We start from the raw sequence: 21,086 nt of genomic DNA on the forward strand, positions 1-21,086 counted from the left end.
AGCGGTGTCAGCGGTGCAGCAGGAGTTGTCCCCGCCGCGACAGCAGGAACCGTTTGAACGCCGCGACGGGCGGGGTGTCGGGATGCCCGTCCAGCCAAGCCACCCCGATCTCGCGCACCGCACGCGGCGCCGTCACCGTCAGCTCGACGACACCCGGTCGCGGCACGGCCGGCGGCGGCAGCAGCCCGACCCCCAGCCCGGCGGCGACCAGGCCGCGCAGGGTCTCGGGGTCCTCCCCCTCGAACGCGATCTTCGGCGTGAAGCCCGCCTCCGCGCACGACCGGTCCGTGATCTTCCGCAGCCCGTACCCGGGTTCGAGGGTGACGAAGAGTTCGTTCGCCGCCTCCGCCAGCCGGATCCGCTTGCGCGCCGCCAGCGGATGGTCGTCCGGCACGACCAGCCGCAGCTTCTGCTCGTCCAGCCGGCGCGCCACCAGATCCGGCTCGTCCGGCACCGGCGAGGTCAGGCACAGATCGAGCGCCCCGTCGCGCAGCCGCTCGATCATCGCCTCGCCGTAGTTCTGCACCAGCTGGAACCGGACGCGTGGATGATCGGTTCGAAAAGCCCTGATGAGCTCGGGTACGGTCTCGGAACCCATCGTGTGGAGGAACCCGAACGCGACCTTGCCCGTCTCCGGGTCGGCGTCCGCCCGCACGGACTCGGCGGCCCGCTCGACCTCCCACAGCGCGCGCTCGACGGTCGTCAGGAAATCCCGCCCGGCGGCGGTGAGGGAGACCTGACGGCCGTGGCGGGCGAACAGCGCGACGCCCAGGTCCTCCTCCAGCCGCGCCATCGAGCGGCTGAGCGTGGACTGCGGCATGCCGAGCCGGCGCGCGGCCCGGGTCACGTGCTCGTGCCGCGCGACGGCCGTGAACTGCGCCAGACGCGGCGTCAGGGTCGCCGCCCAGGACCCGGCGGCCAGCTCGGCCGTAGGCGTTCCATCAAAGTCTTGGGTAACACTCCTGTTGCCAGTTGGTGACAGAGACGCCTTTGACCTGCGGTCATGCTCCATGGGATCGATTATCGCCATTCCGTGCATTGGACGCATCAGATGCACCGTGCATACGTTTGATACATGCCTCCCGCTGATACCGGGGCATCCGTCGTCATCGCGCGTTCGGATGCCTCTACCGCGTCGTCTCTTCAGCCCTCTCGCACCTCCGCCGCCGACTCCGCCGACACCCGGCTGGTCCCCGGCGGGCCCGGCTACCGCCGGATGAGCTTCGCGCTCTTCGCGGCCGGTGTCGCCACCTTCGCGCTCCTCTACTCCACCCAGGCCCTGCTCCCCGCGATCTCCGGCGGCCTCGGTGTGACGGCTGATCAGGCCAGCTGGACCGTCTCCGCCGCGACCGGCGGCCTCGCCCTCGCGGTCGTCCCGCTCAGCGCCCTCTCCGAGCGCTACGGACGCCGGGCCACGATGACCGTCGCCCTCTGCGTCGCCGCGCTGATCGGCCTCCTGGTGCCCTTCGCCCCCGACCTGGGCTCGCTGATCGCGCTGCGCACGGTCCAGGGCGCGGCACTGGCCGGAGTACCGGCCTCCGCGATGGCGTACCTGGCGGAGGAGGTCCGCCCCAAGGCGCTGGTCGGCGCGATCGGGCTGTTCGTGGCGGGCAACGCCATCGGCGGGATGACCGGCCGGATCCTGGCCGGCTGGGTGGCCCAGGCATGGGGCTGGCGCGCGGGCCTGTGCGCGGTGGGCGCGCTGGCCGTGGTGTGCGCGCTGACCTTCCGGCTCATGATCCCCAAGGCCCGGCACTTCACCCCGTCCACGGTCTCGGCCCGCTCACTGGCCCGCACCGTCGGCGCCCACCTGTCGGACCCGCTGCTGTGCCGTCTGTACGCGATCGGCGCGCTCTTCATGACCGTCTTCGGCGCGGTCTACACCGTCATCGGCTACCGGCTGGCGGAGGCGCCCTTCTCCCTGCCGCAGGGCGTCGTCGGCTCCATCTTCCTGATCTACCTGGTCGGCACGGCCTCCTCCGCCACGGCTGGCACGCTCGTCGCCCGCCTCGGCCGGCGCGGCGCGCTGTACCTCGCGGTGGGCACGACGGCGGCGGGCCTGCTGCTCACCCTCACCTCCTCGCTGACCGCGATCCTGGTCGGCCTGGTCCTGATCACCGCCGGCTTCTTCGCCGGCCACGCGGTGGCCTCGTCCTCGGTCAGCCGCACCGCGACGACGGGCCGCGCCCAGGCCTCGGCCCTCTACCAGTTCGCGTACTACGCGGGCAGCTCGGTCGGCGGCACCCTCGGCGCGCTCGCCTTCCGCGCGGCGGGCTGGGACGGCACGGTCGTCCTGGGCCTGCTGGCCATGGTCGCGGCCGCGTCGATCACCCTCTACGCGACGCACCGGGCGGCGGTCCAGCGCCGCCTCCTGATCGCGGCGGCGCGCCGCTGACGCTTGCGCGACGCGCGTTCCCGAAGCCCGGAGGGGCCGTACCCGCTCTTGACAGGCGGTGGGTGCGGCCCCTTCGTCACGTTCGCCATGTTCGTCATGGGGGGGCGCCCTGTCGTTCACCCGTTGGGGCGTGTGGGGGGCTGAAGTTGGGTGGCGGATTCGGTACGGTGGGGGTGCGATCCATAGCTCGCACTGCAAAAGAAAGGCCCGCGCCCGGACCGGTATCCAGACGGGGGCCCATCACCGCACGGACGGTTACTTGACCGCCGGTCCCCAGCTTTGGTGGGGATCGTCGGTCACCGCACAAAGAGGCCCCCGCCCGGACCGAGACTCCAGACGAGGGCCAGAACACCGCATGGGCGTTCAGTTGGCCGACGGTCCCCAGTTTCCCGGGGGATCGTCGGTCACCGCCCGATCAGCCACCTCCCGAACTCACGGACTACAAAGTAGATCCGCTCGATCAGCGTCGGCTTACGGTGACGGCCCATAAGCTCGCCCTCCTCCACAAAGGCGGCCAAATATCCCGGTCGACCGCGCCTGTTGGATTCGGGCCGGGCCCCGAGGACGTGGGGCCCGGTCCTTCCTTGGAGGAGGGCGTGCCATTGGCACGCACAGCGACCCTATCGACCCTCTGAGTCCCCAAATGGCCCATAGGTCAGGGCGCTTGAGTCACACAAGGGGCGCGCGGCGCGGGCGCGCACTTCCCCGATCAGATCGATGCGAACGGCGCCCAGCGCGACAAGGCGAACTTGTCACCGTCCCGCCGCACCTCCGCCGCCCCGTGCCCCGGCAGATGCGCCGGGAAAATCAACGAACGGGTGTCAGCGGCCTCTTCCAGAATCCTCCGCCGGGAACGCGTCGCCTCCACCTGGTCTTCGCTCAGGCACGTGTCGCAGTCAGGTTCGACGAACTGCAACGGGCTGTGCACGAGGTCGCCCACGAACACCGCCCGATCCGTTCCGGACGCCAGCCGGAGAACCGACGAGCCGGGAGTGTGCCCAGGAGCGGGCACGAGGGCGAGGCTGCCGTCAATGCGGTACTCGCCGTTACTCCCTTCGCTCCCATCCTTCCCGTCCCACAGCACGGCCTGCCCGGCACGGTGGACCGGCAGCACACTGTCCGCGAACGCGGCGCCCGCAGGCCCGGCGGCCACTTCCGGCCGCCCCCAGTGGTCGAAATCCGCCCTGGGGATGAGGTAGGCGGCGTTGGGGAAGGTGGGCACCCACTCCCCCGCCACCAACCGGGTGTTCCAGCCGACGTGATCGGCGTGCAGGTGGGTGTTGACCACGACGTCCACATCCTCCGGCCGTACCCCGACTGCGGCCAGCCGCTCCAGGAAGTCCCCGCGCAACCGGGACCAGACCGGCCGGTCCGGGCGCTCCTTGTCGTTGCCGAGTCCGGTGTCGACGAGGATCGTCCGCCCCTCGCTGCGCAGCAGCCACGTCTGTACGGCGACGCCGAGCCTGTCGGTACTCGGGTCCCAGAAGTCGGGGGCCAGCCACGACTCGTTCTCCCGCCACATCCGAGGCGTGCTGCCGGGAAAGATCTCGGTGATGGACGCCGCTGCCGGAGCATGCCATTCCACGATGCGGGTGATCTCCACCGCGCCCAAAGTGATCGTTTGCATGGGTACGAAGCTAGGGAGCGTCCGGAAGACGTCCAATACGTCACCGTCCACGATGTATACGTGATCGTCTCGCCCCTGCTCACGCATACTCACGGCATGGACGTTCTCAGCGGCACCCTCTCCGCCCTGCGCACCGGGCGGCCGTACTCGACTCTGACACGGCGGCAGGGTCAGTGGGAGGCGGACGTTCCGCCCTTCGGCGGGGCGGGCTTCCATGTGGTGCTGGACGGCTCCTGCCGGCTGGTACCCCGGGCCCCAGGGGACGTCGTGACGCTCGTCAAGGGCGACGCCGTCTTCCTGCCGCACGGCACGCCGCACACTTTGACGGCCTCCGCCGACCGCCCGCCCACCGTGCTGCTCACCGGCGGCTACCGCATGGACCAGGCCCGGGCCCACCCCCTGTTGGCCGACTTCCCGGAGTTCGTCCCCCTGTCCGCACGCGCCACCCTGCACCCGTCGCTGCACACGGTCATCCGCCTGCTCGGCGACGAGCTGGAGTCTCCGGGGCAAGGCGCGGACGCCGCCCTGCCCTCCCTGCTGGAGCTGCTGCTCATCCACCTGATGCGCGCGGTCTACGAGGTACGTTCCACCGTGGCCACCACCGGCTGGTGCCGCGCCCTGGGCGACCCCACGACGGGCGCCGCCCTCCGCGCCCTTCACGCGGAACCGGCCCGTCCATGGACGGTCGCCTCGCTCGCGGCGACGGCGGACCTCTCTCGGGCAGCGTTTTCCCGTCGTTTCACCACGCTGGTAGGGAGGCCACCGCTGACATACGTGACATGGTGGCGCCTGACCCTGGCCGCCGGACTCCTCCGGAACTCGGACGCGACCCTGTCGACCATCGCCGAACGCGTCGGCTACACGTCACAGTTCGCCTTCGCCAACGCGTTCAGGCGTGCGTACGGGACCTCGCCGGGGCGGTACCGTCTGCTGGCTGCCGTGGACGACGGCGGCTCGGGCTTCCTCACACGGTGATCAGCGCTGTCGGAGCGACCCACGGCCTCGCCTTGACGCTCACGAGGAACGCGGACCATGTGGCGGGGGTGGTGGTGATGACGCGGGTGGGGTCGTCGCTCTCGCGGAGGCGTATGAGGCCGCCGGGGGCGGGGGCGATCTCGACGCAGTCGTTGTTCGCCCCCGTGCTGAAGGACGACTTGCGCCATACAAGCTGGTACATCTGCCACCTATCGCAGTTCATACAGAACGTGCTGAATCAGACTCATTGAGTCCTGGACCTCCTGCGTCTCAGGAGCGGCGGCCGGGTTGATGGGCGCCAGCGCCAGAGATGCCAGCCGCTCAAACATTTTTGCGCACTGGGCAATACGGTGGCTATCCCCACTGAATTCCGCGCTGGCCGGATGCTCGCAATACAAGGTGTCCAGCCCTGGGGTGGCACCACCGAAGAGGATGAAGGAACGGCTGTGGGATGAGTAAGGACCCATCTCGAACGGGAAGACCTGCACTGTCACATGAGGTAAACGGGCGACTTCGATAAGCCTCAAGAGCTGCTGACGCATGACCTTCGCATCGCCGACCCACGTCCGCAGGGCCGACTCATGGATGACCGCATGAAACCTCTGGAAGCCGCTGAGGACTCGCTGCCGCTCAAGCCTGAAGCTCACCCACCGATCAAGATGTTCGAGATCACTCTCGACGCTTGAGATCACTGCACGCGCATACCCCTCAGTCTGCAACAGCCCAGGGATCACGGACGGCTCATGGGTGCGAACGCTGACCACCCGCGATTCCAACTCCGCCAAGTCCAAGGCTCTACGCCCCAAGACATCCTTGTACTGGTCCCACCACCCTTTGCCTCGGTCGTTGGCCATCGCCATCAGGGCCTCGAACGTCGGGCCCTCTTCGCATCCATATGCGCGTAGCAACTTGTACAGGCCGTTCCGTGGCACGTCGACACGGCCAGCCTCGATATGACTGACGCGTGACCGATCGGCGTCGATCAGCGCAGCGACCTCGTCTCCGGACATGCGAGCGCGGGTCCGAAGTTTTCGCAGCTCCGCTCCTAGCCGTCTTTGGCGTTCAGTCGGGGCGGTTCTGGGCGGCATGGCTTCCTCCGTATGGGTGTGCGCGCAGTTTTGCGCTCACTCCGGACACGAGTCCACCAACTCGTTCGCACTTCACCCGTGCGGGGGGTCTTCACTGGACACGGTTGGACCTGTCTCACAGGTGGCCATACGGTCGAAGCCCTCATCCAACACGCAGCGCGACGCGGAAGTGCACCCGGCTACAAGGATGTTGGGCGGGCAACGCCACCACGCGCACAGCCGCAGAAAACCCCAGGAGCCCCGATGGCAACCACCCTCCACCCCGACTGCACCCTCGCCTTCCCACCCCACCCCGCATGGGTCCGGGCAGCCCGCGAAGCGGTACGCACGCTGCTCACAGCCACACGGCGGCCCGATCTCGCCGATGCGGCGGTGTCGCTGACCTCGGAGGCGGTCACGAACGCGATCAACGCGTGCCAGGCGAAGGCCTGCCGCGCACCCATCACGCTCAGCGCGGAGTGGGCCGATCCGCAACACCTTCGGGTGTTCGTGCACGACGGCGCGGCGGGCCTGCCCGTGCGCCGCCGCCTCACCTCCCTGGAGGACGAGTCCGGACGCGGGCTGATGCTGATCGAGCACGAAGCGGACGCCTGGGGCGTGTGCACGCATGGGCCCGGACCGGGCAAGGCGACGTGGTTCGTGCTGGGCGGCCGGGACCGGGACCGCAGCAAGTGGCCGGCGAAGTCGCCGGCCGGATGCCTTGAGTGCAAGGAGCTCATCGCCGCGCGGCGCGCGGCCGACGCCGGCGGGGACCAGGAAAGGGTCACCGACGCCATCGTCGCCATCCGCAGTCACTTCCGTGACGCCCACATCCTCCCGGCGTGGACCCAATGACAACGTCCCGCCACTCCGCCTGCCGAAATCACCCGGGCTGGGCCCACTCCGGTGGTGAATCCCGCTGCCACACCTGTGGCGTTCGCCGCTTCACGACGTACGGCGCGCTGCGCCCACCCGGCCTGCCCGCCGCCATGGCCCCGCGCCACCGGGACCGGCGCGAGGCGGACCGGGCGGCGGCATTCCATGTCATGCGGGGCCCGGCGGCGGCACCATGGGGACATGACCGAGAACCCCATCAGCCACTACCGCGAGCGACGCGGCGCCTTCGGCGACGCGGCTGAGCAGTACGACGCTGCACGGCCCGGCTATCCGGACGAACTCGTCACCGATGTCCTGGAGTTCGCGGGACCGCAGGGCGTGGACGCGCTGGAGGTCGGCGCGGGCACGGGCAAGGCGACGCTCGCGTTCGCCGCTCGCGGCGCCACGCTGACCTGCCTCGAACCGGATGCCCGGATGGCCGCCGTGCTGGCCCGGCACTGTGCCGGGATGCCTCATGTGACCGTCGAGACCACCGATTTCGAAAGCCGGCGGCCTTCGGGCCGCCGCTTCGGTCTCCTTCTCTCCGGCCAGGCCTGGCACTGGGTCGACCCGGAGGTGCGCTGGCGGCGCGCACAGGAGTTACTGCTCCCGGGCGGGGCGATCGCCCTGTTCTGGAACGACTGGCTGGTGGCCGACGAGGCCCTTCGGCACGAACTGAGGGCCGTGCACCACCGCCACCTCCACGGGCTGCCGCCGCACTCGATAGTCGATGTACAGCCGCGCGAGTCGGTCATGGTCCCGAACTCCTGGGTATGGGAGGAGTTGCAGGCTCAGGAGGGCTTCACCGACCCGGAACACCGCCTGTACCTCTCGCGACACACCCGTACCACGGCCGGGATCATCGACCTGCTGTCGTCGCTCTCCTCGTACCTCATCCTGACGGAGGAGACGCGTCGGGCACTGTTCTCCGATGTCTCACGGACGATCGACGCCCACGGCGGCGGCCTCGAACTGGACACCCGGACGGGCCTCTTCCTGGCCCGCACCACGGCGTAAGCGTACGTCGAGGCCGAATGTCAGACCCTGCTGGGACCCTCGTCTCGTGACCACACACCACGTGACACTCGTTCACGACAACTGGCCCAAGAAGAATCCCGGTTACTTCGCCTCGCTCGCCGCCGACCCGCCCTCGGGGTTCGAGTTCTCTCACAAGACCTGGGACTACTACCCAGGCATCACCGGTAGCCGTGAGGCGCCGAGCCTGTTCCACGCCATCGCGGACGTCGTGGCCGAGGTCGCCGAGAAGCACGGCGTGTTGCTCAACGACGCGGGCATCGAGAAACCCCAGGAGTGGATGGGCCGCGAACACAACCAGCAGACCGTCGCGCATCTGCTGCTGATGGCCGTCCACCGGGCCGCGTACTGCGGCCTCACCGTGGACGACCTGACGGGATTCCTCCGCTCGACGGTGTCGGCACACGCCGACGCGGGCAAAGGAAGCGACGCACCCGTCGAGTAGTTCGTGCGGATGGGAGGAGCCCCAGGTATCAGGGGCTCCTCCGTCAGCTCCGGGTGCCGACCGGGGTCACTCGTCCTCGTAGTAGTTGTTGACGATCACGTCCGGCTCGTCGTCGCTCATCGCCTCGTTGAGGAGCGCGCCGCCGACGAGACCCGCCGCGCCCGCGCCGATGAGGGCGCCGGTGCCGAAGCGGCGGCCCTGCTGCTGGCCGCCCTGCTGCTGCGGGTAGCCGGCGGGGGGCTGCTGCTGGGGGTAGCCCTGCTGCGGGTAGCCCTGTTGGGGGTAGCCCTGCTGGACCGGCTGGGGGTAGCCCGCCTGGGGCTGCTGCGGCGTGTAGTACGGCGGCGGGGTGGTCTGGACGCGCTGGGCGCAACCGCCACAGGTCTGGATCTGGCGGGGGACGCCCCACTGCGGGGACCACATGGCCGTCGTCATGCCGGGGCCATGGCTCGGGTCGAAGAAACACGTCACGGTGGAGCTCCCTGCGGATGCGGATGTTGATTGAGTTGATACGGCTGCCGGTGCTGCGGGCTGCGTCGCCATCGGTACGGGAGGGGCCGGAGGCGCAGGCGGAACCGGCGCAGTCGCCGGCTGCGCCGCCGCCTCGCGCAGCACGTCCACGCCGTAGTCCGTCGCGATGCCCGCGAGCCCCGCCGCGTACCCCTGCCCGATCGCGCGGAACTTCCATTCCGCGCCGTGGCGGTAGAGCTCGCCGAAGACCATCGCGGTCTCCGTCGAACCGTCGCCCTTCAGGTCGTAGCGGGCCAGCTCCCTGCCATCCGCTCGGTCGACGACGCGGATGTGGGCACTGTCGAGCTGGCCGAACGTCTGCCGGCGCTGTTCGGCCTCGTAGAGGGAGACGGGGAAGACGATCTTCGTCACCGTCTCCGGGACTCTTCCGAGGTCGACCTGGATCTGCTCGCGGTCCTCTCCCCCGGACGGGCTCACGTCCCCGGAATGGGTGACCGAACCATCAGGGCTCCGAAGATTGTTGAAGAAGACGAAGTGCCGGTCGGAGAGCACCTTCCCGGCCCGGTCGCACAGCAGGGCGCTGGCGTCCAGGTCGTAGTCGGCGCCCGCGGCGGGGCCGACCCGCCAGCCCAGCCCGACCGTCACCGCAGTCAGGCCCGGGGCCTGCTTGGTCAGCGACACATTGCCGCCCTTGGTCAGGGGCAAACCCATGTACTTCCTCCACAAACCACTGTCCCGGTCCCCGTCGCATGATCAACGGGGCACGCGCGCCCACAGTTCCTGGCTTGCGCAATATACAAAACGTGGGCGGCGGCACCGCACGCGCGGGCCCTTGCCCTGAAATATCCTTTCTCCGTGAACGAGACCCTTCCCCCGTGCCCCGAGTGCTCCAGCACCTACACCTATGAGATGGGCGCCCTTCTCGTCTGCCCCGAGTGTGGGCACGAGTGGACCCCCGCGGCCGGTTCCGCAGCCGCGGACGACGACAGCGACAGCGGGGTGATCCGCGACGCCGTCGGGAACGTCCTCTCCGACGGCGACACCGTCACGGTGGTGAAGACCCTGAAGGTCAAGGGCCACCCGACCGGCATCAAGGCGGGCACCAAGGTCCGCAACATCCGCCTGGTGAGCGGCGTGGCCGGGCACGACATCGACTGCAAGATCGAGGGCTTCGGCGCCATGCAGCTCAAGTCCAGCGTGGTCAAGAAGGCCTGATCCCCCGCGAGCAAAGCGAAAGCCCCCGCCTTGGCGGGGGCTTTCAGTGCGTCAGCGGCGTGCTTACGCGATGCGGTCCAGCACGATCGGGTTCGGCGTGAACTCCGTGCCCGCCGCGGAGATCTCGACGCCGCCCTCAAGAGCCTTGAGCGCGTACTCGAACTTCTCCGGCGTGTCGGTGTTGAGCGTCATCAGCGGCTGGCCCGCCTTGACCGTGTCGCCCGGCTTGGCGTGCATCTCGATGCCCGCGCCGGCCTGCACCGGGTCCTCCTTGCGCGCGCGGCCCGCGCCCAGGCGCCAGGCGGAGACGCCGACGGCGTAGGCGTCCAGCTTGGTGAGGACGCCGGACTCGGCGGCCGTCACCACGTGCTGCTCGCGGGCGACCGGCAGGGTGGCGTCCGGGTCGCCGCCCTGGGCGATGATCATGCGACGCCAGACGTCCATCGCGGAGCCGTCGGCCAGCGCCTTGGCCGGGTCGGCGTCCTTGATGCCGGCCGCGTCGAGCATCTCGCGGGCCAGGGCGATGGTGAGCTCGACGACGTCCGCCGGGCCGCCGCCCGCGAGGACCTCGACGGACTCGCGGACCTCAAGGGCGTTGCCCGCGGTGAGGCCGAGCGGGGTCGACATGTCGGTGAGCAGGGCGACGGTCTTGACGCCGTGGTCGGTGCCGAGGCCGACCATCGTGGAGGCGAGCTCACGGGCGTCCGCGAGGTTCTTCATAAAGGCGCCGGAGCCGACCTTCACGTCGAGGACGAGCGAGCCCGTGCCCTCGGCGATCTTCTTCGACATGATGGACGAGGCGATCAGCGGGATGGCCTCGACCGTGCCCGTGACGTCGCGCAGGGCGTAGAGCTTCTTGTCGGCCGGGGCCAGGCCGTCGCCGGCGGCGCAGATGACCGAGCCCACGTTGCGCAGGACGTCCAGCATCTCGTCGTTGGAGAGCAGCGCCCGCCAGCCGGGGATGGACTCCAGCTTGTCGAGGGTGCCACCGGTGTGGCCGAGGCCGCGGCCGGAGAGCTGCGGGACGGCCGCGCCGCAGGCGGCGACGAGGGGAGCCAGCGGGAGGGTGATCTTGTCGCCGACGCCACCGGTGGAGTGCTTGTCCGCGGTGGGCACGGGCAGGGAGGAGAAGTCCATGCGCTCACCGGACTTGATCATCGCGGCGGTCCAGCGGGCGATCTCCGCGCGGTCCATGCCGTTGAGCAGGATGGCCATCGCGAGCGAGGACATCTGCTCGTCGGCGACCTCGCCGCGCGTGTACGCGTCGATCATCCAGTCGATCTGCTCGTCGCTCAGACGGCCGCGGTCGCGCTTGGTGCGGATTACGGAAATGGCGTCCATCAGCACATTTTCCTTAAGTTCGTGCGTCCTCAGGGCTTCCCGGGGCCGGAAAGTGACCCGGACGGGCTGAAGCATCAGCCCGTCCGGCGCTTAGGAACATCTTTAACGATTCAGGTCGGCGGGCCCAAACGCGTCGGGCAGCAGCTCCGCCAGTGGGCGGATGCCCTTCGTCGTGTCCACTTCCAGCTCGGGGCCGCCGTGCTCCCAGAGGAGCTGACGGCAGCGGCCGCACGGCATCAGGATGTTGCCGTGGCGGTCGCAGCAGGTGAAGTGGGTCAGGCGGCCGCCGCCGGTGGCGATCAGCTCGGAGACCATGCCGCACTCGGCGCAGAGGGCGACGCCGTAGGCGGCGTTCTCCACGTTGCAGCCCGTGACGACGCGGCCGTCGTCCACCAGGGCCGCCGAGCCGACCGGGAAGTTGGAGTACGGGGCGTAGGCCCGGGACATGGCGTCCCGGGCCTGCGCGCGCAAGTCCTCCCAGTTGGGAGCGTCGGTCACTTGCCCTGACCCTTCCGGTACGGCTTGCCGTCGGCCTTGGGCATCCGCAGGCGTTGCGCGGACAGCGACAGGACCAGCAGGGTCGCGACGTACGGGGTGGCGTCGACGAACTCCAGCGGAACGGTCTTGGTCAGCGCGTACCAGAGGACCAGGGCCGCGGCGATGACACCGCTGATGATCGCGGGCTTCTTCTTGCCCTGCTTCAGGCGCCACAGGGCCAGGCCGGCCAGCAGCACCGCCACGAGCAGCAGCAGGGCGTGGACGGTCGGGCCGCCGGAGCGCAGCTGGAGGCTGTCCATGAAGCCGAACAGGCCGGCGCCCATGGCGACGCCGCCCGGCCGCCAGTTACCGAAGATCATCGTGGCGAGACCGATGTAGCCGCGGCCACCGGTCTGGCCGTCGGAGTACATGTGGGTGCCGATGGCGAGGAACGCGCCACCGAGGCCGGCCATGGCGCCGGAGACGACGACGGCCGCGTACTTGTACTTGTAGACGTTGACGCCGAGGGACTCGGCGGCCACCGGGCTCTCGCCGCAGGAGCGCAGGCGCAGACCGAAGGCCGTGCGCCACAGCACGAAGAACGTGCCGACGAACAGCAGCGCGGCGACGATCGTCAGCCAGGACACGTCGGAGACGAGGCCGTCGAGGACACCGGCGACGTCGGAGACGAGGAACCAGTGGTGCTTCTCGATCGAGTGCAGCCAGTCGGACAGGCCCGGGATGGAGAAGTTGGGCATGTTCTCCATGACCGGCGACTGCTTGTCGTTGCCGCCCGCCTTCTGCGCGGCGCTGCCCTCGGCGCCGAACCACATCTTGGCCAGGTACTGGGTGACGCCCAGGGCCAGGATGTTGATCGCCACACCGGAGATGATGTGGTCGACGTTGAAGGTGACGGTCGCGATGGCGTGGATCAGACCGCCCACGGCACCGCCGACGACACCGGCGAGGGCCGCCACCCACGGGCCGTGCTGCCAGCCCATCCAGCCGGCACAGAACGTGCCGAGCATCATCATGCCTTCGAGGCCGATGTTGACGACGCCGGCGCGCTCGGCCCACAGACCGCCGAGACCGGCGAGGCCGATGGGCACGGCGGCGGCGAGGGCGCCGGAGAACTGACCTGAGGAGGTCAGGTCGTTCGCGCCGGTGATCTCGCGGAGGGCGGCCAGCAGGATCATCGCGCCCGCGATGATCAGCAGGACGACGGGGGTGGAGAGCTTGCTCCGCTTGTTGTCCGGCCGGTTCCGGCCGGACAGCTTCTCCGCGATGGCGGAGGTGAAGGTGGTGCTCACGCGGAAACCTCCGCCTTGTCGCTCTTACGGGCCTGGGCGGCGAGTTCCTCGCCGACCTTGCGCTGCTGGGCCTTGAGGCCGTACCGGCGCACGATCTCGTAGGCGATGACGACGCACAGGACGATGACGCCCTGGATCACGCCGACGATCTCCTGGGCGTAGCCCTCGAACTCCAGCTGGGTGCCGGTGCGCTCCAGGAAGCCCCAGAGCAGGGCGGCGAGCGCCATACCGATGGGGTTGTTGCGGCCGAGCAGCGCGATGGCGATACCGGTGAAGCCGATACCGGCCGGGAAGTCGGTGCCGTAGTTGTACGACACGCCGAGCAGGGTCGGCATGCCGACGAGACCGGCGATGGCACCGGAGAGCAGCATGGAGGTGATCACCATGCGCTTGACGCTCACGCCGGAGGCGTGGGCCGCGGACTCGGACCGGCCGACGGTGCGGAGGTCGAAGCCGAAGCGGGTGCGGTTGAGGACGAACCAGTAGGCGGCGCCGGCGAGGGCGGCGACCACCACGAAGCCGTAGAGGGGCTTGGGCTGGGTCGGGATCTCGAAGAAGTGGGCCGAGTCGGGCAGGTAGGGCGTGTGGATCAGGTTGCCCTCCTTCTGCGCGAGGCGGCCGTCCTGGAGGAAGTAGCCGATCACCGAGGCGCCGATGGCGTTCAGCATGATCGTGCTGATGACCTCGTTGACGCCGCGGGTGACCTTCAGCAGACCGGCGATACCGGCCCAGAGGGCGCCGACCACCATCGCGACGACGATGATCAGCGGGATCTGGATGATGCCCGGCATCGTCAGCGCGCCGCCGACCACGGCGGCGAAGAACGCCGCGATGCGGTACTGGCCGTCGACGCCGATGTTGAACAGGTTCATCCGGAAGCCGATGGCCACGGCCAGCGCGGACAGGTAGTACGGCGTCGCCTTGTTGATGATCCAGACCTGGCTGTCGGCCTTGGAGCCGAAGTCCAGCATCACCTGGTAGGCGTGGAAGGGGTCCTTGCCGGTGGCCCCGATGATGATCGACGTGATCACCAGCGCGGTGACGATGGCCAGGGCCGGGGCGGCGAGGCCAAGGATCAGCTTGTTCTTGTCGAACTTCTTCACTTCGAGTCACCGCCTTCCCGGTTCTTGTCGTTCTTGTCGTTCTTCACGTTCTTCTTCTCCGAGGAGGGCTCCTCGGAGGACGCGTCGTCCTTGGCGGACTCGTCAGCGTCCTCCGCCGGGGTCTCCGGGGTCTCCGGGGCGTCCGGAATCTCCGGGGCGTCCGGAGTCTCCGGCGCCTTCTCGTCGCCCTCGCCGCCTTCGGCGGTTTCGTGCTCGAGGTGGCCCGATGCCGCGCCCGTCATGGCGGAGCCCAGCTCCTCCGGGGTGATCGTCGCGGGGTCCGCGTCGGCGACCAGACGGCCGCGGAACATCACCCGGAGCGTGTCGGAGAGGCCGATCAGCTCGTCCAGGTCGGCGGAGATCAGCAGCACCGCCAGGCCCTCGCGGCGCGCCTCGCGGATCTGGTCCCAGATCTGCGCCTGCGCGCCGACGTCCACGCCCCGGGTGGGGTGCGCGGCGATGAGGAGCTTGGGGTTGTGGCTCATCTCGCGGCCGACGATCAGCTTCTGCTGGTTGCCGCCGGAGAGGGAGGCCGCGGTGACCTCGATGCCGGGCGTACGGACGTCGTACTCGCGGACGATCCGTTCGGTGTCCTCACGGGCGGCCTTGGTGTCGAGGAGCCCGCCCTTGCTGTTGGGCTTCTCGGTGACGTGGCCGAGGATGCGGTTCTCCCACAGCGGGGCCTCCAGCAGCAGGCCGTGGCGGTGGCGGTCCTCGGGGATGTACCCCATGCCGCCCTCGCGCCGCTTGCGCGTGGGGGTCTTGGTGATGTCGGCGCCGTCGAGGGTGACGACACCGCCGTCCGGGGTCCGCATGCCCATGATGGCCTCGACGAGCTCCGCCTGACCGTTGCCCTCGACACCCGCGAGGCCGAGGACCTCGCCCTTGTGGATGGTGAAGGCGATGCCGTCGAGCACCGCGCGGACCACGCCGTCGGAGTCGGTGGCGGACAGGTGGAGACCGTCGACGGTGAGCATGGGCACGTCGGTGACCGTGGACTCACGGGTCTCCGGCGAGGGCAGCTCCTCGCCCACCATCAGCTCGGCGAGCTGCTTGGGGGTGGTCTCGCTGGGGATCGCGGTGCCGACGGTGGTGCCGCGCCGGATGACGGTGATGTCGTCGGCGACGGAGAGCACCTCGCCCAGCTTGTGCGAGATGAAGATGACCGTCAGGCCCTCGGCCTTGAGCTCGCGCAGGTTGTCGAAGAGCGCGTCGACCTCCTGGGGGACCAGGACGGCGGTGGGCTCGTCGAGGATCAGGGTGCGGGCACCCCGGTAGAGGACCTTGAGGATCTCCACGCGCTGGCGGTCGGCGACGCCGAGGTCCTCGACGAGGACGTCGGGGCGCACGCCCAGGCCGTAGGCGTCGGAGATCTCCTTGATCTTCTTACGGGCCTTGTTGCCGATGCCGTGGAGCTTCTCGGCGCCGAGGACGACGTTCTCCAGCACCGTGAGGTTGTCGGCCAGCATGAAGTGCTGGTGCACCATGCCGATGCCGCGCGAGATGGCGTCGGCGGGGCTGTGGAGGGAGACCTGCTCGCCGTCGAGGGTGATGGTGCCCTCGTCCGGCTTCTGCATGCCGTAGAGGATCTTCATCAGGGTCGACTTGCCGGCGCCGTTCTCGCCACAGAGGGCGTGGACGGTGCCGCGGCGGACCGTGAGGCGGATGTCGTGGTTGGCCACGACACCGGGGAACCGCTTGGTGATGCCCGCGAGCTCTACCGCCGGTGCGGCTGGCTCCTTGCTGGGCTCTTCGGTGGACGCTTTGATGGCGCACTCTCCTCGGGGAAGGGAGCGGGAGGAAAGCCGGACCAGCCGTGCGGGGGTCGGAGGGTTCGGCGGGGCGGGGGCGACGCTACACGCGTCAACGCCGTGCTACGCGCGTAGCGTTGGCTCGTATGTACGGGCCCGGGGGGGGGGGGGGGGCCCCCCCCCCCCCCCCCCGGGGGCGGGGGGGGGGGCGCCGGGGCGGGGCCCGCGCCGGAGCGGAACGGCGGGGGAGCTCCCCCGCCGCCGGGCCCGCTGTCATGACGTCATGACGGACCGGCCGGAACCGGTCACTCACGTCACGGGGCGGTGCGGACCTTGACCTGGCCGTCCACGATCTTCTTCTTCGCGGCCTCGATCTTGTCCTTGATGTCGTCGATCTGACCACCGGAGGTGGCCAGCGACACGCCGCCGTCCTTGAGCAGGTAGGCGTGCGGGCCCGTGAGCGGCTTGCCGTCCTTGACGCTCTTGATGAGGTCGAAGACCGCCACGTCCACGTTCTTCACCACGGAGGTGAGGATGGAGGTCTTGTACTTCTCCAGGCCGGGCTGCTGGTACTGGTCGGAGTCGACACCGATCGCCCAGGCGCCCTTCTGGCCGGCGATGGCCTCGATCGAACCGTTGCCGGAGAGACCGGCGGCGGTGTAGATCACGTCGATGCCCGAGTCGAGCATGCCCTTGGCCTTGTCCTTGGCGGCCGCCGGGTCGTTGAAGCCCTTGTCGTTGTTCGGGTACAGGTACTGCGAGGTGATCTGGACGCTGCTGTCCGTGTCCTTCGCGCCCTGCTCGAAACCGGCCTGGAACTTCTGGATGAGGGCGTTGTTCACGCCACCGATGAAGCCGACCTTGTGGTTCTTGGACTTCAGCGCGGCGGCGACGCCCGCGAGGTAGGAACCCTCGTGCTCACCGAAGGTGATGCTGTCGATGTTGTTGCCGGGGGCAACGGAGTCGACGATGCCGAAGGTGGTCTTCGGGAAGTCCTTGGCGACCTTCTCGATCGACTTGGAGTAGTTGAAGCCGACGCCGATGACGGGGTTGTAGCCCGACTCGGCGAGGGAGGTCAGCCGCTGCTCGCGGTCCGCCTCGGTCTCACCGTTCTTGGCGGTCATCAGCTTGCTCTGGACACCCAGCTCCTTCTGAGCCTTGTCCACGCCACGGGCGGCGGACTCGTTGAAGGAGTGGTCGTCACGGCCACCGACGTCGAACGCCAGACCGACGCCCTTTCCGCCGCTGCTGGACTCGGTCGAGGACTCACCACAGGCGGTGAGAGTGAATGCGAGAGCCGCGGTGCTGATGCCCGCGACGGCGATAGTGGATACCCGGCGCACGAGGGGCCCCTTCACTCGAAGCGCCTCCATTGGCGCTGTCTTTCGCGGGCATCGTAACGCGCGTAGATACAGATAAAAGGGGTGCTAGGAAGCCGTTATCGGATCGTCGTCAACCCTTCTTGACCCGAATGCCTACATTCGGTTGCCGTCCAGCAATGCTGCGGCGGTAAAAAGCTCCACCCCCACGGTGATCGCTTCCTCGTCAACATCGAAATCACCGCAATGCAGGTCACGGCGGGTCGTATCACCCACCGGACGTACCCCGAGCCGGGCCATCGCACCCGGTACGTGCTCCAGGTACCAGGAGAAGTCCTCGCCGCCCAGGCTCTGCTCGGTGTCCTCCAGGGAGTACCGCCCCCGGCGGGCGGCCATGGCGCGCCGGAGCAGCCCGGTGACCTCGGCGTCGTTGACCACGGGCGGGACGCCGCGGATGTAGTCGATCTCCGTCTTGGCCCGGTGGAGGGCGGCGACCTCGTCGACCGCGGCGTGCACCAGGTCGGCGGCCTCCCGCCAGGCGTGGAGGTCCAGGCAGCGGACCGTGCCGGAGAGCTCGGCGTGCTGCGGGATGACATTGGGGGCGTGCCCCGTCTCCAGCCGTCCCCAGGTGAGGGAGAGCCCCGAGCGGGCGTCGGCCCGCCGGGCGAGCACGGCCGGGACGTCGGTGGCGATCCGGGCGGCGGCCGTCACCAGATCGGTGGTGAGGTGGGGGCGGGCGGTGTGGCCGCCGGGGCCGGCGAGCCGGACCTCCAGCCGGTCGCAGGCGGAGGTGATGGGGCCGACCCTCAGGCCCAGCCTGCCGACCTCCACCTTGGGGTCGCAGTGCACGGCGATGATGCGGCCCACGCCGTCCAGCGCCCCGCACTCGATCGCGTCGAGCGCGCCGCCGGGCAGCACCTCCTCGGCGGGCTGGAAGATCAGCCGCACCGGATTGGGCAGCAGCCCCTGCTCGGCCAGGTCCGCCAGGACCAGGCCGGCGCCCAGGACGACGGTGGTGTGGACGTCGTGACCACAGGCGTGGGCCATCTTGGGGATGGTCGAGCGGTAGGCGACGGTCTTGGTGTCCGGGATGGGCAGCGCGTCGAGGTCGGCGCGCAGCGCGAGGACGGGCCGCCGGCCGCCGGTGGCGGCACGCGAGGCGCTGTCCCGCCCGATGTCGCAGATCAGCCCCGTGCCGCCCGCGAGCGTACGCGGTCTGAGCCCTGCCTTTTCCAGCCTCGCCCGGACCTGCGCGGTGGTACGGAACTCACGGTTTCCCAGCTCCGGGTGCATATGCAAGTCACGCCGGAACGCGATGAGTTCGCTGCGCAGCCCGGAGGGGAGCAGACCGGGAAGTTCGCCTTCGGTGGTTTCGGGATCGGCTTCGCAGGGCATCAGGTGATTCACCCTGTGAAGGGTAGAGCCCCGAATGGGGCAACTGTCCCTCGATCACGAAAAGTTCAGCCGCATGGATGGGTAGGCCGAGGGGTATGACCCGTATTTACGGCGTACCTTCGGCGACACGCCCCGACGGAACGGGCGCGTACGGTACGCGGCGTACGGCGCGCGCGCTGCCCGTGACTCCGGAGAGGAAACCTTCGGCCCGGGGCGAGGCGTGCTCGGTGAGCCAGGCGGGGTCGATGTCGCAGACGGCGACGGTCACCCCGGTGCCGGCGAGGGCCGGGGGCAAGGTGTGGACGACGGTGGAGGGGAAGCTCAGCACCGTGCGTCCGATGGGCCCGCGCCGGGCGACCAGCTCCAGCGGGAGCTCGGGGCGGACGACCTCCAGCCCCAGCTCAACGGCTATGCGGCGGAGCTTGTCGGTGCTCTCGCGGCGGTGGGCGAAATAGCGGGTGGCGCCGTGGGCGCGGGCGAGGGCGGCGACCGCTTCGAGATAGCGCTCGGGGTCCACGACCCCCGTCTCGACGAGCGAGGTGCCCACCAGATCGGTGCCCCGGGTGAGGGTGGGCGGGCCATGGGTGGCCCGGGTCCAGGCGAAGTCATTGGCCGTGACCGTCACTCCGGGTGGCGGTTCCACGGGCATCGAGGTGAAGATTTCCACCGAACGGTGGTCGTTCGGAGTGAGTTTCCGGCGCGCTGACGCCGACACTGGCGCGAAGATGATGTCGCGCGCCCCCGGGGTCGTGTTCCGCCGGTGCCAGCGTACGAAGCGTTCGCCCCGGGCGAGTTGGGAGACGAACTCCATGGTCGCCGTGCCGTCGTCCACCACGATCAGCTCCCGCGCCCGGGTGATGGTCAGCAGCAACTGGACGTAGCGCGAGAACGGGTCGCCGATGACGACGCGCCGCGCCCTGCGCAGCGGCCCGGCGAGCGTGCCGACGGTGGCGAGGGGCGCCCCCGGCCCGCCCCGGGCCTCCTCCCAGCGCACCCGGTGGCCCTGGTCCCGGGCCAGTTCGGCCATGCGCCGTAGTTGGCCGCGGGTCATGGGGTCGTGCGGGGCGAGGACGACGACGAGCAGATCGCCGCCGAGCGGGGTGATGTCCCGGGCGCCGGGCTGGCGCGGCACGCCCTCGCACAACGGCCGGGGGCCGTGGGTGACGCGGTACGCCCATTCGAGGACGTTCAGCAGCTGGACCGGGCTCTCGACGAAGGCCAGGGTGGGGGCGTCGGGCCGGCGGGGGCCCCGGAGGCGGCGGACGGGAGCCTCCGCCGCCTCCGGGACCGGTCCGTCGGCCGGCCCCTCGGGTGGGGTCACGGCCGGGCCCGTCAGACCGCGACGGGTTCGCGGTCGTCCGCCTCGGCGACGACGCCCGCGACCCGGCGCAGCTTGCGCATCGGCCCCAGCTCGCTGTCGTACACCCGCTTGACCCCGTCGCCCAGCGACTCCTCCACGACGCGGATGTCGCGCACGAGCCGGCTCAGTCCGCCGGGTTCGACGGACGCGGCCTGGTCGGAGCCCCACATGGCGCGGTCGAGGGTGATGTGGCGCTCGACGAACGCGGCGCCGAGGGCGACGGCGGCGAGGGTGGTCTGGAGGCCCGTCTCATGGCCGGAGTAGCCGATGGGGACGTTGGGGTACTCGGCCATCAGGGTGTTGATCACCCGGAGGTTGAGCTCGGCGGCCTTGGCCGGGTAGGTCGAGGTCGCGTGGCAGAGCAGGATGTTGTCGCTGCCCAGCACCTCGACGGCGTGCCGGATCTGCTTGGGCGTGGACATCCCGGTGGAGAGGACCACCGTGCGGCCGGTGGCGCGCAGGGCGCGCAGCAGCTCGTCGTCGGTGAGGGAGGCGGAGGCCACCTTGTGGGCCGGGACGTCGAACTTCTCCAGGAACGCGATGGACTCGGTGTCCCAGGGCGAGGCGAACCACGCGATGCCGCGCCCCTTGCAGTGCTCGTCGATGGCGCGGTACTCGTCCTCGCCGAATTCCACCCGGTGGCGGTAGTCGATGTACGTCATCCGGCCCCACGGCGTGTCGCGCTCCAGCTCCCACTGGTCGCGCGGGGTGCAGATCTCGGGGGTGCGCTTCTGGAACTTCACGGCGTCGCAGCCGGCGTCGACGGCGGCGTCGACGAGGGCGAGGGCGGTGTCGAGGTCGCCGTTGTGGTTGATGCCGATCTCGCCGGTGACGTAGACGGGGTGCCCGGGGCCGACGGGCCGGTCGCCGAGGAGCCGGGTGCGGTTTCCGCTGCGCGGTGCTGGGTTCATGACGGGGCGGTTC

At 69.8% G+C, this 21,086-nt stretch carries 21 protein-coding genes; 7 read left to right on the top strand and 14 right to left on the bottom strand.

The window, feature by feature from the left end; translation table 11 throughout:
- Nucleotides 1-7: 7 nt before the first annotated feature.
- A complete protein-coding gene (locus AB0E98_RS16755; RefSeq protein ID WP_361702847.1) occupies nucleotides 8-1,012 on the bottom strand; it encodes a LysR substrate-binding domain-containing protein in 1,005 nt (334 codons plus the stop codon).
- Nucleotides 1,013-1,075: 63 nt separating this feature from the next.
- Between AB0E98_RS16755 and AB0E98_RS16760 the strand changes: the two genes are divergently transcribed.
- Nucleotides 1,076-2,395: an MFS transporter gene (locus AB0E98_RS16760; protein WP_361702848.1), complete on the top strand. Its 1,320-nt coding sequence runs from the start codon at nucleotides 1,076-1,078 to the stop codon at nucleotides 2,393-2,395.
- A gap of 709 nt (nucleotides 2,396-3,104) precedes the next feature.
- On the opposite strand, the gene AB0E98_RS16765 is transcribed toward AB0E98_RS16760, so the two are convergent.
- Entirely contained in the window at nucleotides 3,105-4,022 is a 918-nt protein-coding gene (locus AB0E98_RS16765; protein WP_361702850.1) for an MBL fold metallo-hydrolase, read from the bottom strand.
- Between the two features lie 96 nt (nucleotides 4,023-4,118).
- On the opposite strand from AB0E98_RS16765, the gene AB0E98_RS16770 reads away from it, so the two are divergent.
- On the top strand, nucleotides 4,119-4,997 hold the full coding sequence (locus AB0E98_RS16770; protein ID WP_361702852.1) for an AraC family transcriptional regulator: 879 nt from the start codon (nucleotides 4,119-4,121) through the stop codon (nucleotides 4,995-4,997).
- Here AB0E98_RS16770 and AB0E98_RS16775 read toward each other — a convergent pair.
- On the bottom strand, nucleotides 4,987-5,199 hold the full coding sequence (locus AB0E98_RS16775) for a DUF397 domain-containing protein (protein WP_361702854.1): 213 nt from the start codon (nucleotides 5,197-5,199) through the stop codon (nucleotides 4,987-4,989). The genes AB0E98_RS16770 and AB0E98_RS16775 overlap by 11 nt on opposite strands.
- A gap of 7 nt (nucleotides 5,200-5,206) precedes the next feature.
- A complete protein-coding gene (locus AB0E98_RS16780) occupies nucleotides 5,207-6,085 on the bottom strand; it encodes a helix-turn-helix transcriptional regulator (RefSeq protein WP_361702855.1) in 879 nt (292 codons plus the stop codon).
- Between the two features lie 243 nt (nucleotides 6,086-6,328).
- On the opposite strand from AB0E98_RS16780, the gene AB0E98_RS16785 reads away from it, so the two are divergent.
- Genes AB0E98_RS16785 through AB0E98_RS16800 form a run of 4 tightly spaced genes read left to right on the top strand, consistent with a single transcriptional unit; the run spans nucleotide 6,329 to nucleotide 8,420 of the window.
- Nucleotides 6,329-6,919 carry an ATP-binding protein gene (locus AB0E98_RS16785; protein ID WP_361702857.1) on the top strand — a complete coding sequence of 197 codons (591 nt, stop codon included), beginning with the start codon at nucleotides 6,329-6,331 and terminating at the stop codon, nucleotides 6,917-6,919.
- Nucleotides 6,916-7,203 (top strand): DUF6255 family natural product biosynthesis protein, encoded by a 288-nt coding sequence (locus AB0E98_RS16790; protein ID WP_361703603.1) that lies wholly within the window; start codon nucleotides 6,916-6,918, stop codon nucleotides 7,201-7,203. The genes AB0E98_RS16785 and AB0E98_RS16790 overlap by 4 nt, the downstream gene beginning before the upstream one ends.
- The gene (locus AB0E98_RS16795; protein ID WP_361702858.1) at nucleotides 7,142-7,957 is read left to right on the top strand and encodes a class I SAM-dependent methyltransferase; all 816 of its coding nucleotides are present in this window, start codon (nucleotides 7,142-7,144) and stop codon (nucleotides 7,955-7,957) included. The genes AB0E98_RS16790 and AB0E98_RS16795 overlap by 62 nt, the downstream gene beginning before the upstream one ends.
- A gap of 46 nt (nucleotides 7,958-8,003) precedes the next feature.
- Nucleotides 8,004-8,420 (top strand): hypothetical protein, encoded by a 417-nt coding sequence (locus AB0E98_RS16800; RefSeq protein ID WP_361702859.1) that lies wholly within the window; start codon nucleotides 8,004-8,006, stop codon nucleotides 8,418-8,420.
- Nucleotides 8,421-8,486: 66 nt separating this feature from the next.
- On the opposite strand, the gene AB0E98_RS16805 is transcribed toward AB0E98_RS16800, so the two are convergent.
- Complete coding sequence (locus tag AB0E98_RS16805; RefSeq protein WP_361702860.1) at nucleotides 8,487-9,602, bottom strand: TerD family protein; 1,116 nt, start codon at nucleotides 9,600-9,602, stop codon at nucleotides 8,487-8,489.
- 144 nt (nucleotides 9,603-9,746) lie between these two features.
- Here AB0E98_RS16805 and AB0E98_RS16810 point away from each other — a divergent pair, with 144 nt between their 5' ends.
- A complete protein-coding gene (locus AB0E98_RS16810; RefSeq protein WP_361702861.1) occupies nucleotides 9,747-10,106 on the top strand; it encodes a zinc ribbon domain-containing protein YjdM in 360 nt (119 codons plus the stop codon).
- Nucleotides 10,107-10,169: 63 nt separating this feature from the next.
- Here AB0E98_RS16810 and AB0E98_RS16815 read toward each other — a convergent pair whose 3' ends face one another.
- From AB0E98_RS16815 to AB0E98_RS16855, 9 genes are all read right to left on the bottom strand, one after another.
- Entirely contained in the window at nucleotides 10,170-11,453 is a 1,284-nt protein-coding gene (locus AB0E98_RS16815; RefSeq protein ID WP_311611505.1) for a thymidine phosphorylase, read from the bottom strand.
- A gap of 96 nt (nucleotides 11,454-11,549) precedes the next feature.
- Nucleotides 11,550-11,945 (bottom strand): cytidine deaminase, encoded by a 396-nt coding sequence (locus AB0E98_RS16820; RefSeq protein ID WP_361702863.1) that lies wholly within the window; start codon nucleotides 11,943-11,945, stop codon nucleotides 11,550-11,552.
- Nucleotides 11,942-13,210 carry an ABC transporter permease gene (locus AB0E98_RS16825; RefSeq protein WP_361703606.1) on the bottom strand — a complete coding sequence of 423 codons (1,269 nt, stop codon included), beginning with the start codon at nucleotides 13,208-13,210 and terminating at the stop codon, nucleotides 11,942-11,944. The genes AB0E98_RS16820 and AB0E98_RS16825 overlap by 4 nt, the downstream gene beginning before the upstream one ends.
- A 20-nt stretch (nucleotides 13,211-13,230) precedes the next feature.
- Entirely contained in the window at nucleotides 13,231-14,337 is a 1,107-nt protein-coding gene (locus AB0E98_RS16830) for an ABC transporter permease (protein WP_361702865.1), read from the bottom strand.
- Entirely contained in the window at nucleotides 14,334-16,106 is a 1,773-nt protein-coding gene (locus tag AB0E98_RS16835; RefSeq protein WP_361703608.1) for an ATP-binding cassette domain-containing protein, read from the bottom strand. Before AB0E98_RS16835 ends, AB0E98_RS16830 begins: the two co-directional genes overlap by 4 nt.
- Before the next feature lie 296 nt (nucleotides 16,107-16,402).
- The gene (locus AB0E98_RS16840; protein ID WP_361702866.1) at nucleotides 16,403-17,431 is read right to left on the bottom strand and encodes a BMP family ABC transporter substrate-binding protein; all 1,029 of its coding nucleotides are present in this window, start codon (nucleotides 17,429-17,431) and stop codon (nucleotides 16,403-16,405) included.
- 132 nt (nucleotides 17,432-17,563) lie between these two features.
- Entirely contained in the window at nucleotides 17,564-18,802 is a 1,239-nt protein-coding gene (locus AB0E98_RS16845) for an amidohydrolase (RefSeq protein WP_361703610.1), read from the bottom strand.
- 106 nt (nucleotides 18,803-18,908) lie between these two features.
- Nucleotides 18,909-20,024 (bottom strand): hypothetical protein, encoded by a 1,116-nt coding sequence (locus AB0E98_RS16850; RefSeq protein WP_361703612.1) that lies wholly within the window; start codon nucleotides 20,022-20,024, stop codon nucleotides 18,909-18,911.
- Between the two features lie 110 nt (nucleotides 20,025-20,134).
- Nucleotides 20,135-21,073, bottom strand: coding sequence for an N-acetylneuraminate synthase family protein (locus tag AB0E98_RS16855; RefSeq protein ID WP_361702868.1), 939 nt, complete (start codon nucleotides 21,071-21,073; stop codon nucleotides 20,135-20,137).
- Between the last annotated feature and the right edge of the window lie 13 nt (nucleotides 21,074-21,086).

Source organism: Streptomyces sp. NPDC037389, assembly GCF_040636475.1.
GTDB classification, from domain to species: Bacteria; Actinomycetota; Actinomycetes; order Streptomycetales; family Streptomycetaceae; genus Streptomyces; species Streptomyces hesseae.